We start from the raw sequence: 26,439 nt of genomic DNA on the forward strand, positions 1-26,439 counted from the left end.
TTCACAGACATAAAAAAACCGCCAGGCCTGGCGGTTTTTATATTGAACCTTCTCTGCGTTTACGCCGGTTTGGTCTGTCCACCCTCGGTGTATTTCACACCGGAATGCCATTGCCAGATAAAGTACAGCAATGGAATGACCAACAACGTCAAGACCGTCGACGACAAGGTTCCGAAAATCAAGGAAACTGCGAGACCACCGAATACCGGATCGGTAATCATGATCATCGAACCGAACATAATGGCCAGAGCCGTCAACAGAATCGGACGGAAACGCACCTTACCGGCTTCAATCACCGAGTCTTTCAGCGTCTTACCTTCGGCACGGTATTCCAGGATAAAGTCAATCAACAACAGCGAATTCCGCACCACAATACCGGCCAGAGCGATGACACCAATCATCGAGGTGGCGGTAAAGGCTTGCCCGGTCAACCAGTGACCTGGGAAAACCCCGATCATGGTCAATGGAATCGCACCCATGACAATAACCGGCATCATAAAGGAGCGATAGTAACCGACCAAAATCAGGTAGATGAAGACCAGCGCCACAATAAACGCGCTCCCCATATCACGGAACACATCCAGGGTCAGGCGCATTTCACCCCCCCACAACAGTGAGTAGTTCATGACATCATCCGGTTGCGCTTCCACAAATCCAAGGTTCGCCGTGTGGAAAGTCACGCCGGATTCCGGCAGTTTCACACCGTCCAACATTTTGTCCATCGACAACACCGCATACACCGGGCTGGAACGAAGCAATTCGCCCCCGACCATTACCATTTGATGCTGGTCACGCCCCATAATCGGTTTGGCTTGAACCACTTCCTTAATCGAAGCGAAGGCCGAAATCGGTACGGAAGTTCCAGAGCGGGATTGCACATTCAACGACAGCAATTGCTCCGGAACGGTTCGCTCAGAACGCGGCAAACGCACAATGATATTGACCGGTTCACGGACATTATCCAAGTGCATATAGCCCAGTTCATAACCGTTGATGTAATCACGCAACATCTTCGCCACTTCCGCCGGTACAATGCCCAGCAGGTTGGCTTGAGTACGGTCGATATTGATTTGGTAGCTTTCGGTATTCGCCGTCACCGTATCGTCGATATTGACCAGACCGTAAATGTCGTGCATCTTGGCATTGATTTCACGCGCCGCAGCACGCAATTTATCATAATCCGGCCCATACAGTTCCGCCATGATTTGCACCGTCACCGGTGGGCCAGGCGGGGTTTCATATAATTTAATATTGGCATTCGGGAAGACCTTACGCACCGACGCCAATTTATCGTTCAACATCTGCACGATTTCATGCGACGACAAATCCCGATCATGCTTATTGACGAGGTTGACGCGAATCTGCGCAAAGTTCGAACCTTCTTTAATCAGGTCCCCACGCACCAGAGCGGCGAAATCGATCGGCGCATGATCGCCCAGATACACACTGTAATCGGTCACAAACGGCGTATTGGCGATAATGTCATTGACTCGACGCACCACGATATCCGTCGCTTCCAGCGCAGTGCCTTCCGGCATATCCACCTGAACTAGGAAGGTACTGGTATTGTCATACGGTAACATTTTCACCTCCACCCCGGCGGCATGCAACGGGTTGTTCATACCGTCACCACGCAAAAACTGCAACGCCGGTTGCGTCATGGCCGCAAACAGGGAAATCAACACCGCAAACAAAAAGACGTTTCGCTTGGTGCGACTTTCCAATAACGGCACGATAGACTTTTCATACAAACGCTGCATCCAGTCCGGTTCATTGGCATGATGGGTTTCAGTACTGATACGATTTTGCATTTCCTGAATGGCTTTTTTCCCCAGGAAACGATAGGACGCATACGGTACCAGAATATAAGCAATGACCAACGATGCAATCATCGCCACAGGTACATTGAATGGAATCGGCGCCATAAACGGTCCCATCATGCCGGTGACGAATAGCATCGGAATAAACGCCAAGATAACCGCGAAGGTCGCGACATTGGTCGGATTACCGATTTCATTGGTCGCCTTGATCAACACTTCATCGAATTTCTCCGGATCGAAGCCTTCATGAATGTGCCGGTGAATATTCTCGATGACGACAATGGCGGCATCCACCAGCAAGCCCAATGACAGAATCAACGCAAACAACGTGATACGGTTAATGGTTTGCCCGGAAATATACCCCACAAACAACACCACAAACAAAATCAGCGGCACCGTCAAGGTAACGATACCGGCTTCACGCCACCCGAGGAACAGGATCAATACCACAATGACCGAGGCCACCGCGATGGCCAAATGTTCCATCAACAAATTCACCGCCGCATTGGCTTTTTCGCCATCGTTACGGGTCACGGTAATATCCACATTGGACGGCAAAACGCTCAGTTTCAATTCGTCCAATTTTTCCAGAACGGCATCCGCCACCGTGACCGCATTCGTACCCGGCTTTTTGGCCAATGAAATGGTGACGGCGGGCAATTCGCTACGCGAACTCTTCGTGCTGGACGGACCATAACCAATTCGGGTATCCGTGTCGGTTTCCATCGGCCCGTCTTCAATCCGCGCAATGTCTTTCAGGTAAATCGGGCGACCATTCTCGGTTCCGATAATGATTTCACCCACTTCCTCGGCATTGCCCAAAAAGCCGTTGACCCGAATTGGTTCCTGCTTGTTGTTGCTGACCAAAGCGCCAACCGGCAAAGAAACATTACTGCCTTTCAACATGTCACTGATTTGCCCGAGAGACATACCGGTCAAAGCGATTTTCTGCGCGTCCAACCACACATTGACGGCACGGCGCTTTCCACCCACCACTTCGGTGAAAGAAACCCCGGGAATGTTCCGTAGGTTTTCCACCAGTTTTAACGACACATCTCGCAAGTCGTAGCCGGACAATTCATCCGAGGTCACCGCCAACGTCATAATCGGGACATCGTCCACGTTAATCGGCTTAATGAGCGGTTGCTGAGTGTCTGGCGGCATCTTGTCCATATTCTGCATCAGCTGGTTATACAGCTTGACCAGACTATCGACTTGGTTTTCCCCCACATCAAACTGCACCGTGACAATACCGAAATCATTGGAGGCATACCCGAAAGTATGCTTCACGCCCGGTAAGGCTCCCATAATGGTTTCCAACGGTTTGACCACCATGTTTTGCACTTCGCTGGGCGTTGCCCCGCCTTTCGGAACAATGATATTCGCGGCCGGCACAACGATTTGTGGGTTGTATTCACGCGGCGTCACCAAATAGGCCAGAACACCCGCCAAGGTCACCGCGATCATAATCATCATGGTGATTTTGGAGTGGATGAAAATCTTGGCGAGCTTCCCCGCGATGTTTAAATCCGTTGATGATTTCTGTTCGGCCGTCGACATTATTCAGCCCCTTCCTTTTCCGCAGGTTCCAACACGGTATCCACATCAAGCACTTCGATGTTATCGCCATTCAACAGACTGATATTATTGTCCACCACGATGGTGTCGCCCAAGTTCAAACCGGCCTTAATTTCGACTTTATCGCCAATTTCTTCTCCCAAGCGCACCATATGGAAATTGGCTTTACCATCCTCCAAAACGAAAACGCCTTCTACACCGGAACGATTCAAAACAGCTGATTTCGGCACCATCATGGTTTGACGCTCACCGCGTTTAAAGCCGACACGAGCGAAAGTTCCGCTGTTGACGTTCACCAAAGACGGAAGACTGAGCTTAACCGTATGGGTACGTGTTTTCGGATCGGCGGCGCTGACCAGCGTATAAATAGTGCCGGTTAAGGGTTTCGACTGACCATCGATAATCACTTCCGCCTCATCCCCCGGGCGAAGCACTGCAAACAAATCTTCCGCTACCTGGGTTCTGACACTCAGCGACTTCAAGTTCTCCAACACCAAAACAGGATTACCCGGTGCCGCCAAATCACCGGCCACAGCCATTTTATCAACCACCACACCATCAAACGGTGCTTTTACATTAGCGTAATTCAACTGTGATTTCGCTTGATTCAAGGCCGTTTTAGCCGACACTAAATTCTCTTGTGCCACTTTATATTGCAAATTAATCTTGTCGAACTGCTGTTTGGACACCGAATCTTCTTTATAGAGTTTGGAAAATCGGTCATAGTCCAGCTTGGCATCTTTTAGAGCCGCTTCCGCTTGCTGGTAAGCCGACTTCGCCTGCAAAATCTGGCTATTGACATCACTGGAGTCGATGGAGAAAAGCAATTCACCTTTCTTCACTTGTTGGCCGACTTTCACATCCAGGTTTTTAATGTATCCCATCAGACGCGAGGCAATTTGCGCCTTTTGATCTGGCACCACAGCACCCGGCACAACCGCTTTCAGCGGAATGGTGCCCAAACTCACGGTTTCCACCGGTGCTTTGATGGTTTGAACGGCTTTATCGGTGTTATCGGTCTCTGTTGCCTCTTTGCCGCAACCGGAAAGGCCAATAGCCGCAACCAGGCTGCTTGACAGTATCAATTTTGCAATGGTTTTCATTCGTCTACCCTTTAAAAAACTTTAAAATTTTGAAATTCGATTCTATGGTTAAGGTTACAGTTGCTCGACACTCATGGTGCCGGTTTCAAGGCGCAACGTGGCTTTTTGTATATTTTTCTCGAAAACGGCATTGACCAAATTCGCTCGTGCCTTATCGAGCTGTGCTTGGCTTGCCAGAACCTCGGTCATGGTGGCAATACCACCTTTATAACGTTTCATAATCAAACGCTGAGCTTCTTCGGCTTGCTTGACCGCCAATTGATTCGATGTGACTTGTTTTTCCGCCACTTGCAACGTCCGCCAGGCTTTCAACACCGCCAGACGGGTTTGGTTTTCCTGAGAGCGAAGTGCCGCCTGTTTCTCACTGGCTAAAGCACGTGCGCGGTCCACTTTATTGGCCGTCACCCCAAAATCGGTGATTTTCCAGGAAACCACCCCCGCGACCGTATAGGATTGGCTGTCAAAACCAAGGTTTTCATCATAAGTATCGCCACGAACCATAATATTAAAATTGGGATACTGATCGGCTTTGCTGGCATCGATGGCAGCCCGCTTAGATAAAGACTCTTCTCGGGTAGCTTCCAATCTCGGGTTGGTGCTGGTCGCCATATTGGTCAACTCCGGCAGAGAATCGGACGGCAATGAAATATCGATACGCGGCCCGACATCCAATGGTGCATTTTGATCCAACGCCATCAGGGTTCTTAGGTTATCCAGAGCAATCTGTTCTTGTGTTTGCGCTTGTTCCAAAGCGGTTTTGGCTTCCGACAAGTGTACATTGGCACTCAACAACTCGGAGCGAACCACAACCCCCTGTTCCACCAGATTTTTCGTGGTTCGAACATAGGATTCCGAAGCTTTAACGGCTTGTTCTGCGACGGAGACGAAAGCGCGCGCGGTGTGCACGCCTTCATAGGCTTGATAGACATTGTAGGTCAAGTGCTGTTGCACGGCCTTGTCGCCGTGCTGTGCTGCTTTAATCATCGCCTTGGCTTGGTTTTGATAACTCGAAACCTTGCCGCCATTCCAGACTGGAATCATCACTTCCAGACGGGTATTGAAGTCCGTATAACTCCCCGGTTCATTCAAATCGCCAGGAACATAATCTACCCCTTTATTCATATCGGCAAAACCAAAATCACGGAAACTCGCATCCCGCTGGTTTAATTTCATACCAAACACATTCAGAGCGTTATTCGAGTTGGTGCCCGTCATGGAGGCGGTGATTTGCGGCATCCGGTTAGCATCGGCTTCCGCCAAAGCGTATTTGGCTTGTTGCAGACGATACTGACTGACTTCCATTTCCGGGTTTTGGCCCAAAGCGGTTTCCACGCAGGACTTGAAATCCAACTGTGCCGCCGCCGCGGAAGTCGCCAGGCCTGAAATCAAAATGGAGATTAAAGGTAAAGAGACGGGTTTGAATACCCTTAATACATTTGGCTTCATAAAATTAGTTCCCAACAGACTTAAAATTCGGTCTTTATTACCGCTAACATCAACAGGACTCAACAAGCTTTTAAAAGCTTCGGAATCAAGCACCTATCCGTCCGGCAAGCCGTTTTCGTCACTGAAAACAACATTACCGCTCCCAACGCGATAACTCAAACGCATTAGAATATTAGTAATTACTTATATTAAAGAAATTGAATTATATATAAGAATTTTCTTATATGCCAGTATTCAGCAAAAAAGATTCCCGACAAAGCCGTTAATGATTGAGAATGGCAAAACGCCTTAAACTTAAACAGAGACTTAACCGCTTTTAAAGACGTCTGTACAAAGACTCAATAGACCGCCGTCACGACATTTTTCAACCAAACCAACTGACGATGAAAAAAATGACTGGCTTGCGCACGCCAGAAGATATCCGGTACCGATTCTCTACTCATCGCCCACTGCAAGACTTCGTGGCTATCAATGACTTCATCCTGCCCACCTTGAATCAGCACCCAAGGCATCGTCGGGGACAAACCGGTAAAATCATACATCGACACCGGCGGAGCCACCGTACACAAAGCATCGGCTTGCAAGGCTTCCGCCTGTTGCAAAGCGATATAGCTGCCGAACGAAAACCCCGCCAACACCAGCTCATTGACGTCTTCCTGATCGCGCAACCAATTCACAACGGCCACCAGGTCCATTTGTTCACCTTCACCGCCATCGTATTCGCCCTCCGACGCCCCAACCCCACGGAAGTTATAGGCCAAAGTGCCATAGCCAAGACTTTGAAAGGCCTTTTCAAGCGTTGCTACCACCTTATTATCCATGGTGCCACCAAACTGCGGATGCGGATGACTTAAAACCACCCAGCGGCGCGCCGTATTTTCAGATGACGATAAATCACCAGGCCTGGTCAATCTGACCTCCAGCTCGCCAACTGCGCCCGAAATGCGATCGGTGAATTTTGATGATTTCATAATGTTTCTAACTCTTTATTTTTTATGGGCTGAATTGAAAGCCTTGCCCGATTGTATCGGATTCCACCCCGCCGTCCAATCTTGACGGAAGTACTTGGCTTCCGGCTATCTGGAAACCAAACCTCTTGCTACAATAGACAATCAGGAAACGAACCACTTTCACTCAATCGCGGAAGACACTTATGACACTCGACAAAACCCTCGTCATCGATGATGCCGTCCCCTATGCCCAGGAAATTTTTTCACATCTCGGTCACGTCATTACGCTACCGGGTAAGGAAATCACCCGTGACAGCTTAAAAAAAGCCGATGCATTAATCGTGCGCTCCCGAACTCAGGTCAATCAAGCCTTACTGGACACAACGCCAGTGGAATTTGTCGGCAGTACCGTCGTCGGTTTAGACCATATCGACCAAGCGTATCTGAAACAACGAGGGATCAAATTTTATTCCGCTCAAGGTTGCAATGCCAATTCCGTGGCCGAATACGTCATCACCAACATTATTAATCTGGCCGTTTCAAAAGGCTTCAAACTCGCCGACTCACGCCTCGCCATTATCGGTGTCGGCCATGTCGGCAAACGCGTAGCCGACAAAGCTGCGGCATTGGGCATGACACTCTTATTAAATGACCCACCGCGAGTGGAACAAGAAAACCTGACCGGCTTTGTGGACCTGGATACCGCCTTGTCGGCCGACATCATTACCGTTCATACACCACTGAACTATGATGGGCCACACCCGACCCATAACTTATTGTCAGCCGCCAAACTGAGTCGAATTCAGCCTCATCAAATCATCATTAACGCCGCGCGTGGCGGCATTATCGACGAGCAGGCCTGGGCAAAAACGCCAACCAAAGCCAACATCATCGACTGTTGGGAAAACGAACCGAATATCGACGAAACGCTTTATCAAACCGCGCTGATTGCCACGCCGCACATCGCGGGTCATGCCCTGGATGCCAAAATTGCCGGCAGCCAAATGGTTTTTTCTGCACTGTGCGACTACTGGGAAACACAACCAAAGATCGACTGGCCACACATTCTGCCCGCGCCACCAGCACTAATTACTCCCGAAGTCTCAGGAAATCTCGAAATCGACCTGAAAGCCTTGCTGGCACAGTGTTACCGGCCAGAAGAAGACGATTTAGCCATTAGAACAAAGAATATAATAGAGACCCATAAAAAATATGAATATTACCGTAGACATTACCCCGTACACCGCGAATGGCATCAGCACCCGGTCAAAAAAACCGGCCACCAAAAATTCGATAAGACACTGTATTCTTTAGGATTTCAGCTTATCTGATTTTTACGTATTTCATCATTTAATAAAAAAATTATATTAGGAACTGGTTATTTTCATAAAAGAAAATTATCTCTACACAAAAAAATTAATTTTTATTTTAAAAATAACAAGAGTAACCTTGGTTGCTGAAAATTGATTCAAATCAAGCAAATAAAAAATGCGTCAAAAATGCCGAACGACTTAAACGCTTAAGCCCAAGCACTTTTGACCACAATCAAGCCCCCTTGATTACAAAGCAACGGAGAAAGACTCAATGAAACTAGTAAACTTTTTTAAAGCCGCCTTTATCGCCGGTGCCATTGCAACACTAAGTGGTTGTGGAACCGTGAACGCCATCAACAACCTAAACGATGGTGCAGGCGAAACTTTCATGCAAATCTGGGATAAGTGGGTTGCCGCAGACGGTGATATCGCTGATGCCACCATGTGGGAAGTCAAGGTGGAAGACGGTGTTGAGTTGCAGGACGTGATCGATGCCATCAACAATGTCGGCATCAACCGCAACATCAAAAACGTCGGTGAACTACCACTATCTGAAGAATTGAAAGCACGTGGCATCGAGTCCAAAACCATTCACGTCATGTCTTTCTGTAACCCGGAAACGGCTCGTAAAATGGTTGACTTCTCACCTGCCATGGGCGGCTTCCTGCCTTGCCGCGTGAACATCATCGAAGAAGAAGATGGTTTACACATCTACACAATGAACATGGACATGGCCATTAAAATGGGTAAAAAAATGCCTCCTGAATTGCAGGAAGCGACCATGCAAGTACGTGACACCATGTGGGAAATGCTGCAAAAAGGTAAGTCCGGCGCTTTCTAAGCCACTTCGCTTAGCTCGTCAGAAACAAGCCCGCTTAATGCGGGTTTTTTTATGCCTGACCGCTTTTCAGCTGCGCCCTTCTCCCCAGCCCCACTTGACGATCACCCACCAATCTTTCAAACACCTCACCCACCTTTCACCCCATTCACTCGAATAACCACCACCATTCAAGTACCAAGCCCTTTGACACGATACCAGCTCTCTAGGCGTCACTTTCTGCGACCTTTTCCCTGGAAACAAAGCAATTAAAATCATTTTTTAATAATATTAGAAAGTCATAATAAAAAATTCATGCTCTCTCATAAAATTATTTTCATTTCAATACGTTAAGGCATAAACATAAGAAAATAATTATATTATTAAATACTTCTATTCTTTTATATCAACAACTTAGATTAAAAAAAAACTGAATCACGCCTCTAAAGATCAAAACCAAACTATACGAATTAATCCCACCTAATCCCAGATAAATTTTTTTGATTATTAAATGACTTTTCTCTTCGGCATATTAGTTTCTGACCAAAAACAGCGTGCCGTTCCTCCTTAGGTAAGCAACGAAACAATAGGAAGAGACACGCATCAACTTATTTGATAACGAAAAGAGAGAAACTCAATGAAAAAAACAAGACTCGCTTTAGCAATTGCCGCCACCGCAATGGCGTCTACTCCTGTTCTTGCTACCAACGGTGATAACCTAATCGGCCTCGGTGCCCAATCTCGTGCACTTGGTGGAACCGGGACAGCCGCATTCTTTGGTTCTGAAAACGCCCTAACCAACCCAGCGTTGTTGGGTAAGTCACAAGGGACTGAATTCGCCATCGGCGGCACTCTATTCAAGCCAGACGTTAAAGCAACTTCAAACGTTGCCAACCCGGCCGTTGAAGCGTCACAAACCAGTGATAACGACACAAACATTATTCCAGAGGTTTCACTCTCCACACGTATCAATGAAAATTGGACTTTTGGCCTAGGCATCTTTGGCTCAGCTGGCATGGGGGTGGATTATAGAGACAATGATGGTCTATTCAATGGTTACAGCAACCTTCAATTAATGAAGTTCGCACCTACATTATCCTATAACGATAAACGTTTTGGCATTGGTTTAGCACCGGTAATTCAATACGGTGCCCTAGACATCAATTACAAAAATGCATCGGGTACTATTGGCAACGGTATGTCATCCGATATTGCTTATGGCTATAATCTTGGCGGTTATTTTGATATTACTTCTGACTTGACCGTCGCTTTATCCTATCAATCCGCCATTGATATGAAATATAAAGACCAAATTACAACTGCCGCAGCGGGTTTTGGCCTAACAGGATTCACTGATCACCTAGAACAGCCTGCTGAAATCAAAGCAGGGGTTGCTTACACGATGGGTAGCTTTATGCTGACGGCGGACGCCAAACAAATCAAGTGGGGCGACGCCAAAGGTTATAAAGACTTTAACTGGAAAGACCAAAACGTTTTCGGCGTTGGAGCGAAATACACCGGAAACGGTTACTGGGCTGGCATTGGGTATAATTATGGTGAAGACCCAATTGATAAACTAGATGAATCCAACACAAACCCTAGTGCATATGCTAATCAAGCAACGAATATGTTTAACAACCATTTCTTCCCAGGAATCGTTGAATCTCACTTCACATTCGGTGGCGGTTATAGCTTAACCAAAAACCTTGCACTGGATGGTGCGATTGTTTATGCTCCAGAAGTAAGCAAAACCATAAATACCACAGCTGTTACAGCAGGGCTTGGTGGTTCAGGAGCTTCCGAACACGAAGTCAAACACTCTCAAATGGGTTACACCTTGTCTCTTCGCATGAACTTCTAATTCTGCGCCGAAACAAAACTGCTTAAAAGCCGCTCCCCGAGCGGCTTTTTTTATGCCTGCCAACTTAATTTTCGATGTCATACATTTGTTATATTCCCTTTTCGCTTTTTTGTGATACTATGCGACCAAAAGCGGTCATAAAGGAAAGGTAAAAGCGATGGCGCGAGTTCTTATTGCTGGGTGTGGTGATCTAGGGTGTCGCCTAGGTGTCAGTCTGTCGGAAAAAGGCCACGAAGTCTTCGGTATTCGACGCGATGCCTCACAGATTACACCGCCCATTCACCCGATTGAAGCCGACCTGTTCAGCCAGTTGCCGGAGCTACCAGAGAGACTGGACTATATCTTTTACATTGTCTCGGCTCCGAGCTATAACGATGTGTCCTATTACAAAGCTTATGTCATGGGTCTCAAGCATCTAATCGATGCCTTGAAAGGCCAATCGCCCAAACGTCTTTTCTTCATTTCCAGTTCCTCCGTCTTCGCACAATCCGAAGGGGAGAAAGTCACCGAAGACAGTCCAGCGGAAGGCAAAAACTTTTCCAGCCGTCGCTTACTGGAAGGTGAAGAATTGGCCTTAAACGCTCCCTTCCCCGGCACGGTGATCCGTTTCGGCGGTATTTACGGCCCGGGCCGCACTTATTTGATTGATATGGTGCTACAAGGCAAAGCCCACTGCATGGAAGACGTTTACAGCAACCGCATTCACTCGGAAGATTGCGTCGGGTTACTCGAACACTTGATGGAAAAACCGGACTTGGATCCTTTATACATTGGCGTTGACGATGAACCGACTCTGACGTGCGACGTCTATGAATGGCTGGCGGAACAACTGTCGGTATCGAACATTGAACATCGTGAACCGACCGAAAACAGCCGCGCACAGCGCAGTAACAAACGACTTTCCAACGCCAAAGTCAAAGCCACCGGCTATCAATTCAAATACCCAAGCTACCGCGAAGGCTATTCCGAATTACTGGAATCACTTTAAAAGGCGGTCTTCTAGGCCACTTCCAATACAAAAAACGCCCAGGCCTGGGCGTTTTCTTTATATCAGACAATCGAACAAAATTTGAGAGCTACTTTGCCCCCGGCTTTTTATCCGAACCGGAATCGTCATCCAACACTTCGCCCTCAATCACATCCGGCTCCGCTTTCGGCGAACCGGACTGAATCACGCGCACATGACGAATACCGTCTTCAGTCTGCTCGGTCCATTCGGCTTCATACACCTGACCTTTATAGCGTGCGTATTCCGCTTGGCGCTGTGCGATGATTTTATTCGCCAAGGCATGACGAATTGGCGGGATCAACAACAAAAAGCCCAAGGCGTCGGTAATCAAACCGGGAATCAACAGAAACAAACCGCCGAGGAAAATCAACATACCTTCCATCATCTCGGTCGCCGGCACCTGCCCTTGCGCCAAGCTGTTCTGAGCCTTTTGCAAAGTGGCGACGCCTTGATGGCGCATTAAGGCCGCACCGACAATCGCGGTCAATATCGTCAACAAAATGGTCGGCAGCGCACCGATTTCACTGCCCACTTCAATCAGCACATACAACTCGATCAAGGGCACCAACAAAAACAACAGGAAGAAAACTTTAAACATACGGGTCTCTTTAGACGTGGTTAAAAACAGGGTGTGCAAACTGGGGTTTACCCCTATTTACACAAAGTTTGCACAACATATAATGAGGATTCTACGTTAAAATCACAACTCACTTATACGCTTACAGTATACATAAGTCTTTAAATCGTTTTTTCAAGGTGACCGTAAAATGAAAAAAACAGCGCTGTTGACAAATTTTCTGGCCTTCTTCTTGTTTCTTTGGGGTCATCACACCTTAGCCTCGGATGAGCTGTTGGACGTCGACCAAGCTTTTGCCCTACAACCGGCCAAAGTGGAAAGTGGCGATATCCAATTGAAATGGAAAATCGCCGACGGCTATTATCTGTACCAAAAGCGCATTGCGGTTGAAACGTCTTCGAAAGACATCCAACTCGACCCGTTGGTTTTCCCAACCCCGATCACCAAAGACGATCCGCTTTTCGGCAAAACCCAAGTTTTCAAGCATGACTTAACGATTTCACAGCCCTATTCCGGCACCGCACAACAGGCCACCTTGACCGTCAAATACCAAGGCTGTGCTGAAGAACTGGGGGTATGTTATCCGCCCCAAAGCAAAACCGTCACCGTGGATTTGCCGTCTGCACAAACAAAAACCTCTGAAAATGCTCTAAGCGCCTTGAACGATTTGATTGTCGACAGCGCGGAAGTGGAACTGCTTCCGGCCGACGAAGCCTTCCAGTTCAGTGCCGAACCGGACGGGCAAGGCCACTTGGTTCTGAACTTTAAAGTCGCCGAAGGCTATCACCTCTATAAAGACAAGATCAAAACCCAGCTGACACAGGGCAAGGCCGACTTAGGCGCCCTGCAACTGCCACCCGCCACCCCGGCTAATGACCCGGTCTTTGGCGATGTGGAAGTCTACCATGGCGACTTCCAAGCCCTGCTGCCGGTGCAAAATTTGGCCGATACGGCCGAAGTGGAAATATCTTACCAAGGCTGTTCCGCCGAATCCGGTGTATGCTATCCACCGGCCCATCAAACCGCTATCTTGAAAGCGGCGGATTTCACTGTGGCCCCCGCAGCATCCGGCACAGCGTCCTCGGCCAACACTCAGGAAGCCCTGTCGGAAACCGACCAAATCACCAGCACCTTGCAAAACAGCTCCGTCTGGATCGTCATCGGCACCTTCTTCCTGTTCGGCCTATTGCTGTCCCTAACGCCGTGCGTTTTCCCGATGATTCCGATTCTGTCGAGCATCATCGTCGGTCAGGGCGACCAACTCACCACACGCAAAGCCTTCACCATGTCGCTGGTGTATGTGCTGGCCATGTCCATCACTTACACCCTGGCTGGCGTCTTGGCTGGCCTGTTTGGCGAAAACTTGCAAGCCATGTTCCAAAACCCATGGATTATCGGCACCTTTGCGCTGATTTTCGTGGCCCTGGCCTTCTCCATGTTCGGTTTCTATGAATTGCAACTACCGAGCAGCGTGCAATCCAAAATCACCAACCTGTCCAACAAACAGGAAGGCGGCACCTTAACCGGCGTGGCCGTCATGGGCTTCCTGTCGGCCTTGATTGTCGGGCCTTGTGTCGCCCCGCCACTGGCCGGAGCGTTAATTTACATCGGCCAAACCGGCGATGCGTTACTGGGCGGCACCGCGCTCTTTGCCATGAGTCTCGGCATGGGCGTTCCGTTATTATTATTGGGCACCTCGGCCGGCAAGCTGTTACCGAGAGCCGGCGCATGGATGGACAACGTCAAAGCCATCTTCGGTGTGCTGATGCTGGGGGTCGCCATCTGGATGGCCGAACGGATTCTGCCGGGCTGGATGATTCTGTTCGCCTGGGCGGCGTTGCTGATTGGCTCCGGCGTTTACCTTGGCGCCTTGGAAGCCATTGGCGATAAATCCGGCTGGCACAAACTGGCCAAAACCATCGGGGTGATTTTCCTGGTGTACGGTGTCATTATGCTCATCGGCTTAGCCGGCGGCAGCCAAAACGTCATGCAGCCGCTAAAAGGGCTCCAGAGCACTGGCGGTTCCATGTCGCAGCCTCAAGCCCATTTGAACTTCAAAAAAATCAGCACGCTGGATGAGTTGAATACCGAAATCGCGAAAGGCCAGCCCATTATGCTCGACTTTTACGCCGACTGGTGTGTCAGTTGCAAGGAAATGGAAGCCTACACCTTTTCCGATCCGGCCGTTCAGCAGGCCTTATCAAACGTCACCTTGCTGAAAGCCGACGTCACCGCCAACAATGCCAACGACAAAGAACTGATGAAAGCGTTCGGCATTATCGGCCCGCCGGCCATTCTGTTCTTTGACAAGGAGCAAGAGCAGAAAGCCCAACGCGTCGTCGGCTTTAAAAAGCCGGACACCTTTATGCAACACATCCACAATTCATTTCAATAACCTAACTCTTATTCAGTGAAATCACACTGCTTAAGCTTCAAAACCGGCCAGGCCTGGCCGGTTTCAACACTAGGTAACATTCGGTAAAACCCCACAAAACCCACACCATTTCACCCAAAACGTGACCAAACCTTACCATTTTTAAACTTCACCACCACTTCACAGCATTTCACGAACTTTCACGTCTTTTTTTGTGCTTTTGTATATCGTCAAACCGAACTTTCAGGTATAATTTTCAACAATTTAATCTTCAAACCCCGTTTGAGACGGCTGAAACAGCCTTAGGAAAGATGCATGGCGAACATACTGGTAATCAACGGTCCGAATCTCAATATGCTCGGTAAGCGCGAGCCGGAACACTACGGCCGCCAAACGCTCGGTGACATTATCGAAGAACTCGAAAACCTGGCGGACGATTACGAAGTACGACTTTACAATTTCCAAAGCAATGCCGAACACGAAATCGTGGAACGCATTCAAGCCGCTTTAAACGAAATCGATTTCATCATCATCAACCCCGCCGCTTTCACACACACCAGTGTGGCCATTCGGGATGCGCTCGCCACGGTAAAAATTCCGTTCATCGAAGTGCATTTATCCAACATCCATAAACGGGAAGCCTTCCGCACCCATTCCTACTTTTCCGACCTCGCTGAAGGCGTGATTGCCGGACTGGGTCCGATTGGCTACCAACTGGCTCTGGCGGCCGCGGTTGAAAAATTGAAATAAACCGATTAAATGAGAGCTTTGCATGAGATGAAAGCACGACTAAAAAAGGCTAAAATTTGCCCGATTTGCGTTGAAAAATTTGCCAATAGCTGGCTATTGGCTGCATTTTCCGTCTTAATCGAACAAATTTTTTCTCTTTTTTCCTTCGTGCCCCACTCGTGCAAAGCTCTCAAATCAAAAGACTATCTTTAAGAGGAATAGAGAACATGGATATTCGTTCAATTCGCAAATTGATTGAAATTGTTGAACAATCTGACATCGCCGAGATCGAAATCAAGGAAGGCGAGCACAACATCCGCATTACCCGCAGCAAAGAACCGGTCATGGTTTCCGCACCGGCCGCCACTTACCAAGCGGCGCCAATGGCCCCAGCGGCGGCTCCGGCTTCCGCTCCAGCGGCATCCGAATCGACTTCCGAAGCCCCTGCGGCGGAGGTCAGCGGTCACAACGTGACTTCACCAATGGTCGGCACCTTCTATTCCTCACCGTCCCCGGACGCCGACGCTTTCGTCAGCGTGGGTGACCAAGTCTCCGCCGGTGACACCCTTTGCATCATTGAAGCCATGAAAATCATGAACCCGATCGAAGCCGACGTTTCCGGAACCGTGAAAAAGATTCTGGTCCAAAACGCCGAGCCGGTTGAATTCGGTCAAGCCTTGTTCATCATCGAATAATAGGGAAGTTGCATGATTGAAAAAATCCTGATTGCCAACCGCGGAGAGATCGCCCTACGGGTATTAAGAGCCTGTAAAGAAATGGGCATCAAAACCGTTGCGGTTCATTCCACGGCGGATGCCAACCTTAAACACGTTTTGCTGGCGGACGAATCCGTTTGCATCGGCCCGGCACCGTCCTCTGAAAGTTATTTGAACATTCCGGCCATTATCGCCGCGGCGGAAATCACCGACGCGGAAGCCATCCACCCGGGTTATGGCTTTTTGTCCGAAAACGCCGACTTTGCCGAACGCGTCGAAGAAAGCGGTTTTGCTTTCATCGGTCCGAAAGCGGAAACCATTCGCATTATGGGCGACAAAGTCTCCGCCATCAAAGCCATGAAAGCCGCCGGCGTCCCGACGGTTCCCGGTTCCGGCGGCCCTTTGGGCGACAACGATGAAGAAAACAAGCGCCTTGCCAAAGAAATCGGCTACCCGATTATCATCAAGGCCTCCGGTGGCGGCGGCGGACGCGGCATGCGTGTGGTGCACACCGAATCCAACCTGGTGAAGTCCATCCAACTGACCAAATCCGAAGCCGGCAGCTTTTTCGGCAACCCGGAAGTCTATATGGAAAAATTCCTGGAAACGCCACGCCACATTGAAATCCAAGTCTTGGCCGACGGCCAAGGCAATGCCATCCACCTGGGCGAGCGTGATTGTTCCATGCAACGTCGCCACCAAAAAGTGGTGGAAGAAGCGCCGGCACCGGGCATTACCGAAGAACAACGTAATAAAATCGGCCAGGCCTGCGTCAACGCCTGTATCGAAATCGGTTACCGCGGAGCCGGGACCTTTGAGTTCCTGTATGAAAAAGGCGAGTTCTATTTCATTGAAATGAACACTCGTCTGCAAGTGGAGCACCCGGTCACCGAACAGGTCACCGGCATCGATTTGGTCAAAGCACAAATCGAAATCGCCATGGGCAACCCGCTTACCATCAAACAGGAAGACGTGGTACTGACGGGGCACGCCATCGAGTGTCGTATCAATGCCGAAAACCCATCGAAAAACTTCATTCCGTCACCGGGACGAATCGATCGTCTGCACTTGGCGGGCGGCATTGGAGTTCGCTGGGATTCACACATCTATACCGGCTATCCGGTGCCACCGAACTACGATTCCATGATCGGCAAATTGATTTGCTTCGGTCCGAACCGTGAATCGGCGATTGCACGCATGGATACGGCGTTGGATGAATTGATTATTCAAGGCATCGATACCAACATTCGCATGCAACGCGAGATCATGAATGATCTGGGCTTCTGCGAAGGCGAGCAAAACATTCACTATCTGGAACATCGTTTGGAACACTTGGTTTAACCCGTTTCCAACACGCGCATCCATCAAACCACGAAAGTACCGCTTTCGTGGTTTTTTGTTTCATGACAACCCCAAACAGCGAACACAACACGCTTAAAGGAACCCACCATGGCCTGGATTCAAATCAATGCCACTGTCGAAGAAGCTCTTGCGGAACCGCTTTCCGATGCCTTTATGGAAGTCGGCGCCTGTTCCGTCACCTTTGAAGACGCCAAAGACCAACCCATTTTTGAACCGGAACTCGGCACCACGCCGATTTGGCAACACACCCGCGCGGTGGGTCTATTCGATGCCGAAACCGATACGCAAGCCATTGTGTCCAGCCTGGAAAACCTCCTACCCGACATTGCGGCCAAGCAATACAAAATCGAAGCATTGGAAGACAAAGATTGGGTGCGCGCTTGGATGGACCAGTTCGAGCCGATGCGTTTCGGGCAACGATTGTGGATTGTACCGAGCTGGCACACACCACCGGAACCGGATGCCGTCAACCTGATGCTGGACCCCGGCATGGCATTCGGCACCGGTACTCACCCAACCACCTCTTTGTGCTTAACCTGGCTGGACCAGCACGCACCAACCGACCTGAACGTCATCGACTACGGTTGCGGTTCCGGCGTTCTGGCCTTGGCGGCGCAAAAATTGGGCGCGGCCGACGTCCGCGGCACCGACATCGACCCGCAAGCCATTATCGCCAGCGAACAAAATGCCGAACGCAACCAGGCCGACATCGACTTTAAACTGGTCAAGGATTTCCAAGCCGCCCCGGCGGATTTACTGGTGGCCAATATTCTCGCCGGCCCGCTCAAAGAACTGGCGCCGGAATTCATCCGTTTACTGAAACCGGGGGGCACCTTGGTGCTTTCAGGCCTGTTGACCAACCAAGCGCCGGAACTCATCGCCTTCTATGACCAGCAGGGCTTTGCCCTACTGGAACAGCAAGATCTGGACGACTGGTCCCTGCTGTGTTTCCAAAAGAACGCTTAATCCCGAACGGTTTGACTCAAACGGTTTAATCCAATGACGCTACCCTTTGAACACCCAACCCTTCCCAGCCTGGCCCTGGCACCGATGGCGGGTGTCACCGACCGGGTGTTTCGCGACATTTGCCGCGAAAACGGCGCGGACTATGCGGTGTCGGAAATGGTCGCGTCCAAAAAGCAACTGTGGCAATCCGCCAAGTCATCCACTCGCCATGCGGATCAAACGGAACAGGCACCGCGCATCGTTCAACTGCTCGGCACCGAACCGGATGAACTGGTGGAAGCCGCCTTATGGCAACAATCCCAAGGCGCCGACGTCATTGATTTGAATATGGGCTGCCCCGCCAAAAAAGTGTGTGACGTGGCCGCCGGTTCCGCCCTGTTGGGTCAACCGGACCGGGTTGAAGCGATTTTCCAAGCCATGACGGCGGCACTCGACATTCCCGTCACGGTCAAAATCCGTACCGGCGTCAACACCGACAACATCAATGCGGTGGACATCGCACAGATCGCCGAACACTATGGCTTAAAAGCCGTCACTATCCATGGCCGCACCCGGGCAGACAAATTTCAAGGGCAAGCCGAATACGACACCATTAAAGCCGTCAAACAACAGGTTGCGCTGCCCGTGATTGCCAACGGTGATATTTGTCACCCAAAAGACGCGCAATTTGTATTAAAATACACAGGCTCAAATGGCCTCATGGTGGGTCGAGGTGCACAGGGTTATCCTTGGATTTTCAGGGAGATACGTCATTTTCTCACCCACGGCACCTTGCTAGCACCGCCCACCATGAACGAATTCCATGAGGTGATGATTCGGCACCTTTCCGAACTGGAAACATTGTACGGAGCCGCGCTGGGTTACAAAATCGCCCGCAAGCATTTGGGCTGGTACAGTCAGTCCCTGCCGGCGGGTACGGCACTGCGAAAAGAATTTAACCGGCTTGAAAACACCCAAGCGCAACTCGACTTAATCAATCGTTATTTTGAGACTCTATGACCTAAGCTGACATAAGCACATGACATCAAAAAAAACACAAACACCCGCGGACCATGCTCTTTGCACCCACGTCACCAATACGTTGACGAATTACTTCGAGACATTACAGGACGAAGTGCCGAGTGATGTCTACCAAATGGTCATCAGCCAAGTCGAACGCCCGATGATCGAATTCGTCCTCCATAAGACCGAGTTCAACCAGACCCGCTCGGCGGAAATTTTAGGCATCAACCGCAATACCCTGAGAAAAAAGATACAACAATACAAAATCACCCAGGCCTGACGAAAAGCCAAAAGCACCAGGCCTGGGCAAAACAGTCATTAACCATTAAAAACATTTAAAACTAACTTTCTGGAGATTTCCATTTTATGAAACCTGTTCGTCGCGCCCTCATTAGCGTTTCAGACAAAACCGGCATTCTTGAGTTTGCCAAAGCCCTCACCGACATGAACGTCGCCATCCTGTCCACCGGTGGAACCTACAAAGCGCTGTCCGAAGCCGGTTTACCGGTGACGGAAGTCTCTCAATACACCGGGTTTCCGGAAATGATGGACGGCCGCGTCAAAACCCTGCACCCGAAAATCCATGGCGGGCTATTGGGGCGTCGCGGCACGGACGACGCGGTGATGGCTGAACACGGTATCGACCCGATCGATATGGTGGTGGTGAATCTCTATCCGTTTGAAGCCACCGTGGCCAAGCCGGATTGCAGCTTGGAAGATGCCATTGAAAACATCGACATCGGCGGCCCGACCATGTTGCGTTCCGCCGCGAAGAACCACAAAGACGTCGCCGTCGTCACCGACCCGGCCGACTACGACCGCATCTTGTCCGAAATGCAAGCCAACAACGGTCAACTGGCGCACGCCACCCGTTTCGATTTGGCCATCAAAACCTTCGAACAAACCGCGCGCTACGACGGTGCCATTTCAAATTACTTCGGCAAAATGTTCAGTGAAGACGAAGCCGATACCTTCCCACGTACTTACAACACCCAGTATGTGAAAAAACAATCCATGCGCTACGGCGAAAACCCGCACCAATCGGCGGCGTTCTACACCGAGCGCAACGCCAGCGAAGCGTCGGTTTCCACAGCGGAACAATTGCAAGGTAAGGCGTTGTCCTTCAACAACATCGCCGATACCGACGCGGCACTGGAATTGGTCAAAACCTTCGACGACACCGCTTGCGTCATCGTGAAACACGCCAATCCATGCGGTGTTTCCATCGGTAACAGCGTATTCGAAGCTTATGACCGCGCTTACAAAACCGACCCGACGTCCGCTTTCGGCGGCATCATCGCCTTTAACCGCGAATTGGACGCCGAGACGGCTCAAGCGATTGTCGACCGTCAATTCGTGGAAGTCATTATCGCGCCAAGCGTGTCCGACGAAGCCAAACAAGCGGTTTCCAGCAAACAAAACGTTCGCCTCCTGGTGTGTGGTGAATTAGGCGATCAGCAACCGGCTTACGATTACAAACGCGTCACCGGCGGCTTGCTGGTACAAGACCGCGATTTGGGCACGGTCGCCGAAAGCGATTTGAAAGTCGTCACCAAACGCGCGCCGACTGAAAAAGAAATGGCCGATTTGCAGTTCGCCTGGAAAGTCGCGAAATACGTGAAATCCAATGCCATCGTCTATGTAAAAGACGGCATGACCATTGGGGTGGGTGCGGGCCAAATGAGCCGTGTTTACTCCGCTAAAATCGCCGGCATCAAAGCCGCCGACGAAGGATTGGAAGTCCCGGGCTCCGTCATGGCCTCCGATGCGTTCTTCCCGTTCCGCGATGGCATCGACGCGGCCGCCGAAGCCGGTATCACCGCAGTGATTCACCCGGGCGGTTCCATGCGCGACCAAGAGGTCATTGATGCGGCGGACGAACACGGTATTGCGATGGTGTTCACCGGTATGCGCCACTTTAAACATTGATGTAAACCGTAATGGCTTATTTGCTCAATTTCGGCGTTGAGAAAATGCTTCCGATGCTCACCTACTTTATATAGGCTGCGCTTCGGGTCATTTTCCCGCCTTGAACTTGAGCAAAGCGCTCATTACTCTTACAGACTAAACTTAATTTTCCTTTAGGGTTAATCAAAAACTTCGTGACTTTATGTCTTCGTGGTTAAACAAAGAGAAACAAGACAAATGAATGTATTAGTGATTGGAAGCGGCGGTCGTGAGCATGCTTTGGCATGGAAAACGGCTCAGTCGGAAAACGTCGAAACCGTTTTCGTCGCGCCGGGCAATGCCGGAACCGCTCTGGAACCGAAACTGAAAAACGTTGCGATTGCAGTGGAAGATTTACCAGGCCTGGTCGATTTTGCCCAAAACAACCAAGTCGAACTCACCATCGTCGGCCCGGAAGTCCCGCTGGTGCTTGGCGTGGTCGATGCCTTTGAAGCCGCCGGCTTGAAGTGTTTTGGCCCATCCAAAGGTGCCGCTCAGTTGGAAGGTTCCAAAGCCTTCTCGAAAGACTTCCTGGCCAAGCACCAAATTCCGACCGCGGCTTATGAAGTCTTTACCGAAATACCGCCCGCCGTCGCCTACATTGAAAAAATGGGCGCACCGATTGTGGTGAAAGCCGACGGTTTGGCGGCCGGTAAAGGGGTCATCTTGGCCGACACCGAAGCCGAAGCAATCGCGGCGGTCGAAGACATGCTGGCCGGCAATAAATTCGGCGACGCCGGTGCCCGCGTGGTCATCGAAGAATTTCTGGAAGGCGAAGAAGCCAGCTTCATCGTCATGGCCGACGGCGAACACATCCTGCCGATGGCGACCTCTCAGGACCACAAGGCACGCGACAATGGCGACACCGGTCCGAACACCGGCGGCATGGGCGCTTACACACCGGCGCCGGTCGTGACCCGTAAAATCCATGACCGCATTATGGCCGACGTCATCCGCCCGACCATCGAAGGCATGGCGAAAGACGGTTTGCCTTACACCGGCTTCCTATATGCCGGCGTGATGGTCACCGCCGACGGTACTCCGAAAGTCCTGGAATTCAACTGCCGTTTCGGCGATCCGGAAACCCAACCGATTATGATGCGTTTGCAATCGAACTTGGAAGAACTGTGCCTGGCCGCCTTGGATAAAAAGCTGGACACCGTATCCGCCAAATGGGATTCTCGCGCGGCCTTAGGTGTGGTGTTAGCCGCCGGAGGCTACCCGGACAGCTACCGTAAAGGCGACGTCATTAAAGGCATCGACGAGGCCAACGGCGTTGACACCAAAGTGTTCCATGCCGGCACCGCCACCAACGACCAAGGCGAAGTGGTCACCTCCGGTGGGCGCGTGCTTTGCGTCACCGCATTGGGTGAAAACGTTACCGAAGCGCAGCAAAAAGCCTATGAAGCCGTGACCAAAATCAAATGGCAGGACGAATACCATCGTACCGACATCGGTCACCGTGCCATCAAACGCGAAGCGATTAGCTGATAGCCTCCTTTGCGAATTGAGGTGATGGGAAAGCACTCTGCGGAGTGCTTTTTTTATGCCTGGAATTTCGGTATAGTTAAAGCCGATGGCGGCAAAGTTCCGCTTTAAGATCCGCTCATGAAGGAGAGTGATGATGTCTGCTTTAGAAACCGTTCATAACTACTACGAAAGACCGGTGTTCAACTTTATTCAAGAAAACTACCGTAATTCCGGCCTGACGGATAACCAGCTGGCTGACATGGCCTGCATTGCCCTGAACCGTATCGCTCCCCGTTACATTCGTCACGATATCGATATGTCGTTTTACATGTCCGGACAGGAACACTTGGAAATTCAAGCCCGCATCGAAAAAGCGGTCAAAAAGGCCTTCAAAAAAGTGAAGAAATTGGACGGCATCGAAGATGATGCCGACCAGGATGTGGATTAACGAAACTTAAAATGCGCTGAAACGGCACACATTGACACTGATGTAGTCGCCGTAAGCGGAACCGGATTGCAACCAGTTTTTAACTTTGTTGCTCACGGCCACCGCCGGCATGGCTTCATCCAATCGTAAATACAAACCGTATTTGAAGCGTGGACTTTCCTGCCCTTCACATACCAGTTCGCCCTGTTCGACAAACACGGCTTTTTCCGGCAAGTTATTCGGTTGTGCCGCGAATGCCGCTTCGCCATGCTCAAGCATCAACTCGCGCAAGCGTGCCTGAAAGAACTCTTTGCTAATCGGGTTGAACTGATAATAATCCCGCAACAAATCTTCGACGTTATCGATCAGGTATTGTTTCAGCGACGCTACCGTATCGAACGGATCTTCACCCAATTCATAAATCACGAAGGCATCATCGGTTTTACCAAGACGCAACTCCCGATCCTGAACGACGACTAAAGTCGAGCCATTAAGAACTTTCTGAAATTCGTCATCCGACAACGCCGACACGGCGGTTAAAAATTGTTGAGCGTCCATGACAGCCCCTTTTCTTTTATTATGTGGTTAGGTTGGCGAACAGTGTCGGCAATTTTTCCGGCAAACGCAAGACGTTATCGACAATCGCATAGCGGTTCTGACCGAAAATCTGCTGCACATATTTGTCGGCAAACTGATCGATGGTCAAACAATAAGAGTACACCCCTTTGGTTTGCAACTCTTCAACCGCCTTTTTCGCGTCCTGCTTCAAATACTGACTGTCTTTTTCGTCGATGTCGGCCGGTTCACCGTCGGTAATCACCAACAACAATTTTTGTTTACTGGATTGTCTTTCCAGATACGCCCCGGCGTGACGCATCGCGGCGCCCATACGGGTTGACAAACCGCCTTGCATACCGGCCAGTTTGGCGTGTACATCGGCATCAAACGGCTCTTCGAACTGTTTGAAACGTGTGTACTGAACATCATGACGCCCGTCGGACGAGAAGCCGTGGACCGCAAACTGGTCACCGATACCATTAATGGCGTGGGACACCAAAATCGCGGCTTCCTGCGTCACTTCCAGTACCGTTTTGTCTTCACCGGTGACATATTCATTGGTGGATTCGGATAAATCCAGCAGAATCACCACCGACACTTCCCGGCTGCGAATCACGTTTTTCATGGTGATGCGCGGATCCGGTTCCTGTCCCATGCGCAAGGCAGTAATCGCTTCCACACAGGCGTTCAAATCCAGTTCATCCCCATCTTCGATTCGGCGGATACGCTGCAAACCAACGGCTTGCAATTTATCGACGATTTGCTTGATGCGATGTGCGATGCCTTTGTTCTGTTCCAGAATTCGGTCATACAATTCCGGATCGCCCTTCTTGGCACGGTGTTCGTACAAGGTGACCCAATTCGGGCGATTCAACTGCACCCGGTAATCCCATTCATGGTAATGAACCGGGTCGGACACCGGATCGACACCTTCCATATCGTTAAAGGAAACGCCGTTGTCTTCATACGGGAAGAATTCTGAATTCAACACCCAAACTTCATCATGGTCAACGTCTTGCAGTTCGGAATCGATTTCATTGACCATTTCCATGACCGACACGTGCTTGCGTACGGTTTCTTGGTGCCCTGCACCGGTGCCATCCATTTCGCCCCATTCGTCGGACGCCCACACCAAACGGTTGTCGTCACGATACGGGAAGCGCATCCGGCTGATGTCGGTCAAGGATTCCCATTTGCTCATGGCTTGGTTCAGGACGTTATACAAAGTCATCCCCAAATCCCAAGACCATTTTTCGTTTTCCAGGTTGTCTTCGACCTGATCGTGGAACTGGTCCACCACCATCGTCAACGGCTCATCGTCAAACGGGTATTCTTTATCCATCAACGCAAAAGCCAACTGTTCCAAGCGATACGCCGTGGTATTTTCCGGCAGTTCCGCCGCTTCCATTCCGGCTTTGGCCACTTTCATCCACAGTTTTTTCAAGCCCGGGAACTGTTTGATGGCATTGTATTCAACGCGCGCGTCCTCAATCAGTTCGATGAAGAACATCTGTTGCGGGTTTAACTGTTCCATCGAAATCGCGGCCGAGGTGTACATCAAATGCGACGCCATATGCGCGGCCATGGCACGATACAATTCCGCCCCTTTGATGTCGCCCAAATCGTTCAAGGCATCCGGCAAGTGCATGGCCATGTTTTCATAGAACGGTTTGAAATCATCGAAATCCGACGCCGCCGGGCGAATGAAGAAATCGCGCGCCCAAAACGCTCGCAAATAGAAGTTGATCGGACGATGAAAATCGATGAACAGCGAGCCTTTACGCTGCTGCTGGAACACCGCTTTGGAATCTTCCGATTGCAAACCGAAATAATCCATCTGCGCCTGGAAATTACGGGCGTGTGCTTGCGCCCCCCATTGCGCCCAGCGTCGCAAGCCGGAGACGGTCAGCTTCGACATCAAATCGTCGATGATGCCCAGCATCGGTCTCAAACCACGCGGGGTTTTGGAGCCCAATTGGTAAATCAGCGCCAAGTATTGTCTCAGCAGGTCGATATCGCCGGTTCTTTCCGCGACCAACGGCAACGAATCCAATGTCAAAGCCACCACTTCACCGGATGTCACCGACGACAATTTCATCACCGTTTCCAGAACGTCATCCAGGATTTCATCTTCGACCTGCGACACAACTTGCGGCACGGCTTCCAGATAACTGATGACAATCTGTTGCCCTTTACCGAGGTACGCAATCCCCTGGGCATTTTGCAACCAGGTCTGACGCGACGCCTCCGACATGTGGTGTGAAGCCTCTTGAATCAATGAATCCAGCATTTCCTCTAATTGAGGAACGCTTTCAATCAAGGATTCCTTGACTTCCTGCATATCAAAACTCATATCGATTCTCTCTTGTTATTCCGTCGTTTAGACCTTTCTCCCAGGCCTGGTCAAAACACCC

General features: G+C 50.2%; 21 protein-coding genes. 14 read left to right on the plus strand and 7 right to left on the minus strand.

The features are described 5' to 3' along the window. Positions 1-59: 59 nt before the first annotated feature. From AYJ59_RS10945 to AYJ59_RS10960, 4 genes are all read right to left on the minus strand, one after another. Positions 60-3,380 carry an efflux RND transporter permease subunit gene (locus tag AYJ59_RS10945; RefSeq protein ID WP_127120109.1) on the minus strand — a complete coding sequence of 1,107 codons (3,321 nt, stop codon included), beginning with the start codon at positions 3,378-3,380 and terminating at the stop codon, positions 60-62. Next, positions 3,380-4,501, minus strand: a complete 1,122-nt coding sequence (locus AYJ59_RS10950) for an efflux RND transporter periplasmic adaptor subunit (protein ID WP_127120110.1) — start codon at positions 4,499-4,501, stop codon at positions 3,380-3,382. Before AYJ59_RS10950 ends, AYJ59_RS10945 begins: the two co-directional genes overlap by 1 nt. Positions 4,502-4,555: 54 nt before the next feature. After that, a complete protein-coding gene (locus AYJ59_RS10955) occupies positions 4,556-5,947 on the minus strand; it encodes a TolC family protein (protein ID WP_127120111.1) in 1,392 nt (463 codons plus the stop codon). Between the two features lie 338 nt (positions 5,948-6,285). Further along, positions 6,286-6,918 carry an alpha/beta hydrolase gene (locus AYJ59_RS10960; RefSeq protein WP_127120112.1) on the minus strand — a complete coding sequence of 211 codons (633 nt, stop codon included), beginning with the start codon at positions 6,916-6,918 and terminating at the stop codon, positions 6,286-6,288. 182 nt (positions 6,919-7,100) lie between these two features. Between AYJ59_RS10960 and AYJ59_RS10965 the strand changes: the two genes are divergently transcribed. The 4 genes from AYJ59_RS10965 to AYJ59_RS10980 all read left to right on the plus strand — a co-directional run bounded on the left by AYJ59_RS10965 (position 7,101) and on the right by AYJ59_RS10980 (position 11,876). After that, positions 7,101-8,228, plus strand: coding sequence for a 4-phosphoerythronate dehydrogenase (locus AYJ59_RS10965; protein ID WP_127120113.1), 1,128 nt, complete (start codon positions 7,101-7,103; stop codon positions 8,226-8,228). Positions 8,229-8,481: 253 nt separating this feature from the next. Beyond that, complete coding sequence (locus AYJ59_RS10970; RefSeq protein WP_127120114.1) at positions 8,482-9,051, plus strand: DUF302 domain-containing protein; 570 nt, start codon at positions 8,482-8,484, stop codon at positions 9,049-9,051. 613 nt (positions 9,052-9,664) lie between these two features. Then, positions 9,665-10,888 (plus strand): OmpP1/FadL family transporter, encoded by a 1,224-nt coding sequence (locus tag AYJ59_RS10975; protein ID WP_127120115.1) that lies wholly within the window; start codon positions 9,665-9,667, stop codon positions 10,886-10,888. A gap of 157 nt (positions 10,889-11,045) precedes the next feature. Continuing rightward, positions 11,046-11,876, plus strand: a complete 831-nt coding sequence (locus tag AYJ59_RS10980; protein WP_127120116.1) for an SDR family oxidoreductase — start codon at positions 11,046-11,048, stop codon at positions 11,874-11,876. An 88-nt stretch (positions 11,877-11,964) separates the two neighbouring features. On the opposite strand, the gene AYJ59_RS10985 is transcribed toward AYJ59_RS10980, so the two are convergent. Continuing rightward, a complete protein-coding gene (locus AYJ59_RS10985) occupies positions 11,965-12,495 on the minus strand; it encodes an FxsA family protein (RefSeq protein ID WP_127120117.1) in 531 nt (176 codons plus the stop codon). 169 nt (positions 12,496-12,664) lie between these two features. On the opposite strand from AYJ59_RS10985, the gene dsbD reads away from it, so the two are divergent. From dsbD to AYJ59_RS11035, 10 genes are all read left to right on the plus strand, one after another. Next, on the plus strand, positions 12,665-14,869 hold the full coding sequence (dsbD, locus tag AYJ59_RS10990; protein ID WP_127120118.1) for a protein-disulfide reductase DsbD: 2,205 nt from the start codon (positions 12,665-12,667) through the stop codon (positions 14,867-14,869). A gap of 294 nt (positions 14,870-15,163) precedes the next feature. Beyond that, on the plus strand, positions 15,164-15,598 hold the full coding sequence (gene aroQ, locus AYJ59_RS10995; RefSeq protein WP_029939728.1) for a type II 3-dehydroquinate dehydratase: 435 nt from the start codon (positions 15,164-15,166) through the stop codon (positions 15,596-15,598). Between the two features lie 206 nt (positions 15,599-15,804). Continuing rightward, positions 15,805-16,272: an acetyl-CoA carboxylase biotin carboxyl carrier protein gene (gene accB, locus AYJ59_RS11000; RefSeq protein WP_127120119.1), complete on the plus strand. Its 468-nt coding sequence runs from the start codon at positions 15,805-15,807 to the stop codon at positions 16,270-16,272. A 12-nt stretch (positions 16,273-16,284) separates the two neighbouring features. Further along, a complete protein-coding gene (gene accC / locus AYJ59_RS11005; protein WP_029939726.1) occupies positions 16,285-17,634 on the plus strand; it encodes an acetyl-CoA carboxylase biotin carboxylase subunit in 1,350 nt (449 codons plus the stop codon). 108 nt (positions 17,635-17,742) lie between these two features. Then, on the plus strand, positions 17,743-18,621 hold the full coding sequence (gene prmA, locus AYJ59_RS11010) for a 50S ribosomal protein L11 methyltransferase (protein ID WP_127120120.1): 879 nt from the start codon (positions 17,743-17,745) through the stop codon (positions 18,619-18,621). A 33-nt stretch (positions 18,622-18,654) separates the two neighbouring features. Beyond that, entirely contained in the window at positions 18,655-19,620 is a 966-nt protein-coding gene (gene dusB / locus AYJ59_RS11015; RefSeq protein ID WP_127120121.1) for a tRNA dihydrouridine synthase DusB, read from the plus strand. A gap of 19 nt (positions 19,621-19,639) precedes the next feature. After that, positions 19,640-19,903, plus strand: a complete 264-nt coding sequence (locus AYJ59_RS13135; protein ID WP_029939723.1) for a helix-turn-helix domain-containing protein — start codon at positions 19,640-19,642, stop codon at positions 19,901-19,903. An 86-nt stretch (positions 19,904-19,989) separates the two neighbouring features. After that, positions 19,990-21,552: a bifunctional phosphoribosylaminoimidazolecarboxamide formyltransferase/IMP cyclohydrolase gene (purH, locus tag AYJ59_RS11025; protein WP_127120122.1), complete on the plus strand. Its 1,563-nt coding sequence runs from the start codon at positions 19,990-19,992 to the stop codon at positions 21,550-21,552. Positions 21,553-21,768: 216 nt separating this feature from the next. Further along, positions 21,769-23,061, plus strand: a complete 1,293-nt coding sequence (gene purD / locus AYJ59_RS11030) for a phosphoribosylamine--glycine ligase (RefSeq protein WP_029939721.1) — start codon at positions 21,769-21,771, stop codon at positions 23,059-23,061. Positions 23,062-23,191: 130 nt separating this feature from the next. Continuing rightward, a complete protein-coding gene (locus AYJ59_RS11035; protein WP_225972376.1) occupies positions 23,192-23,488 on the plus strand; it encodes a late competence development ComFB family protein in 297 nt (98 codons plus the stop codon). Positions 23,489-23,494: 6 nt separating this feature from the next. On the opposite strand, the gene AYJ59_RS11040 is transcribed toward AYJ59_RS11035, so the two are convergent. Beyond that, positions 23,495-24,025 (minus strand): hypothetical protein, encoded by a 531-nt coding sequence (locus AYJ59_RS11040; protein ID WP_029939719.1) that lies wholly within the window; start codon positions 24,023-24,025, stop codon positions 23,495-23,497. Positions 24,026-24,044: 19 nt separating this feature from the next. Then, on the minus strand, positions 24,045-26,378 hold the full coding sequence (locus AYJ59_RS11045; protein WP_029939718.1) for a nitric oxide reductase activation protein NorD: 2,334 nt from the start codon (positions 26,376-26,378) through the stop codon (positions 24,045-24,047). Between the last annotated feature and the right edge of the window lie 61 nt (positions 26,379-26,439).

This window comes from Thiomicrospira sp. S5, from assembly GCF_003991075.1.
GTDB lineage: Bacteria > Pseudomonadota > Gammaproteobacteria > Thiomicrospirales > Thiomicrospiraceae > Hydrogenovibrio > Hydrogenovibrio thermophilus.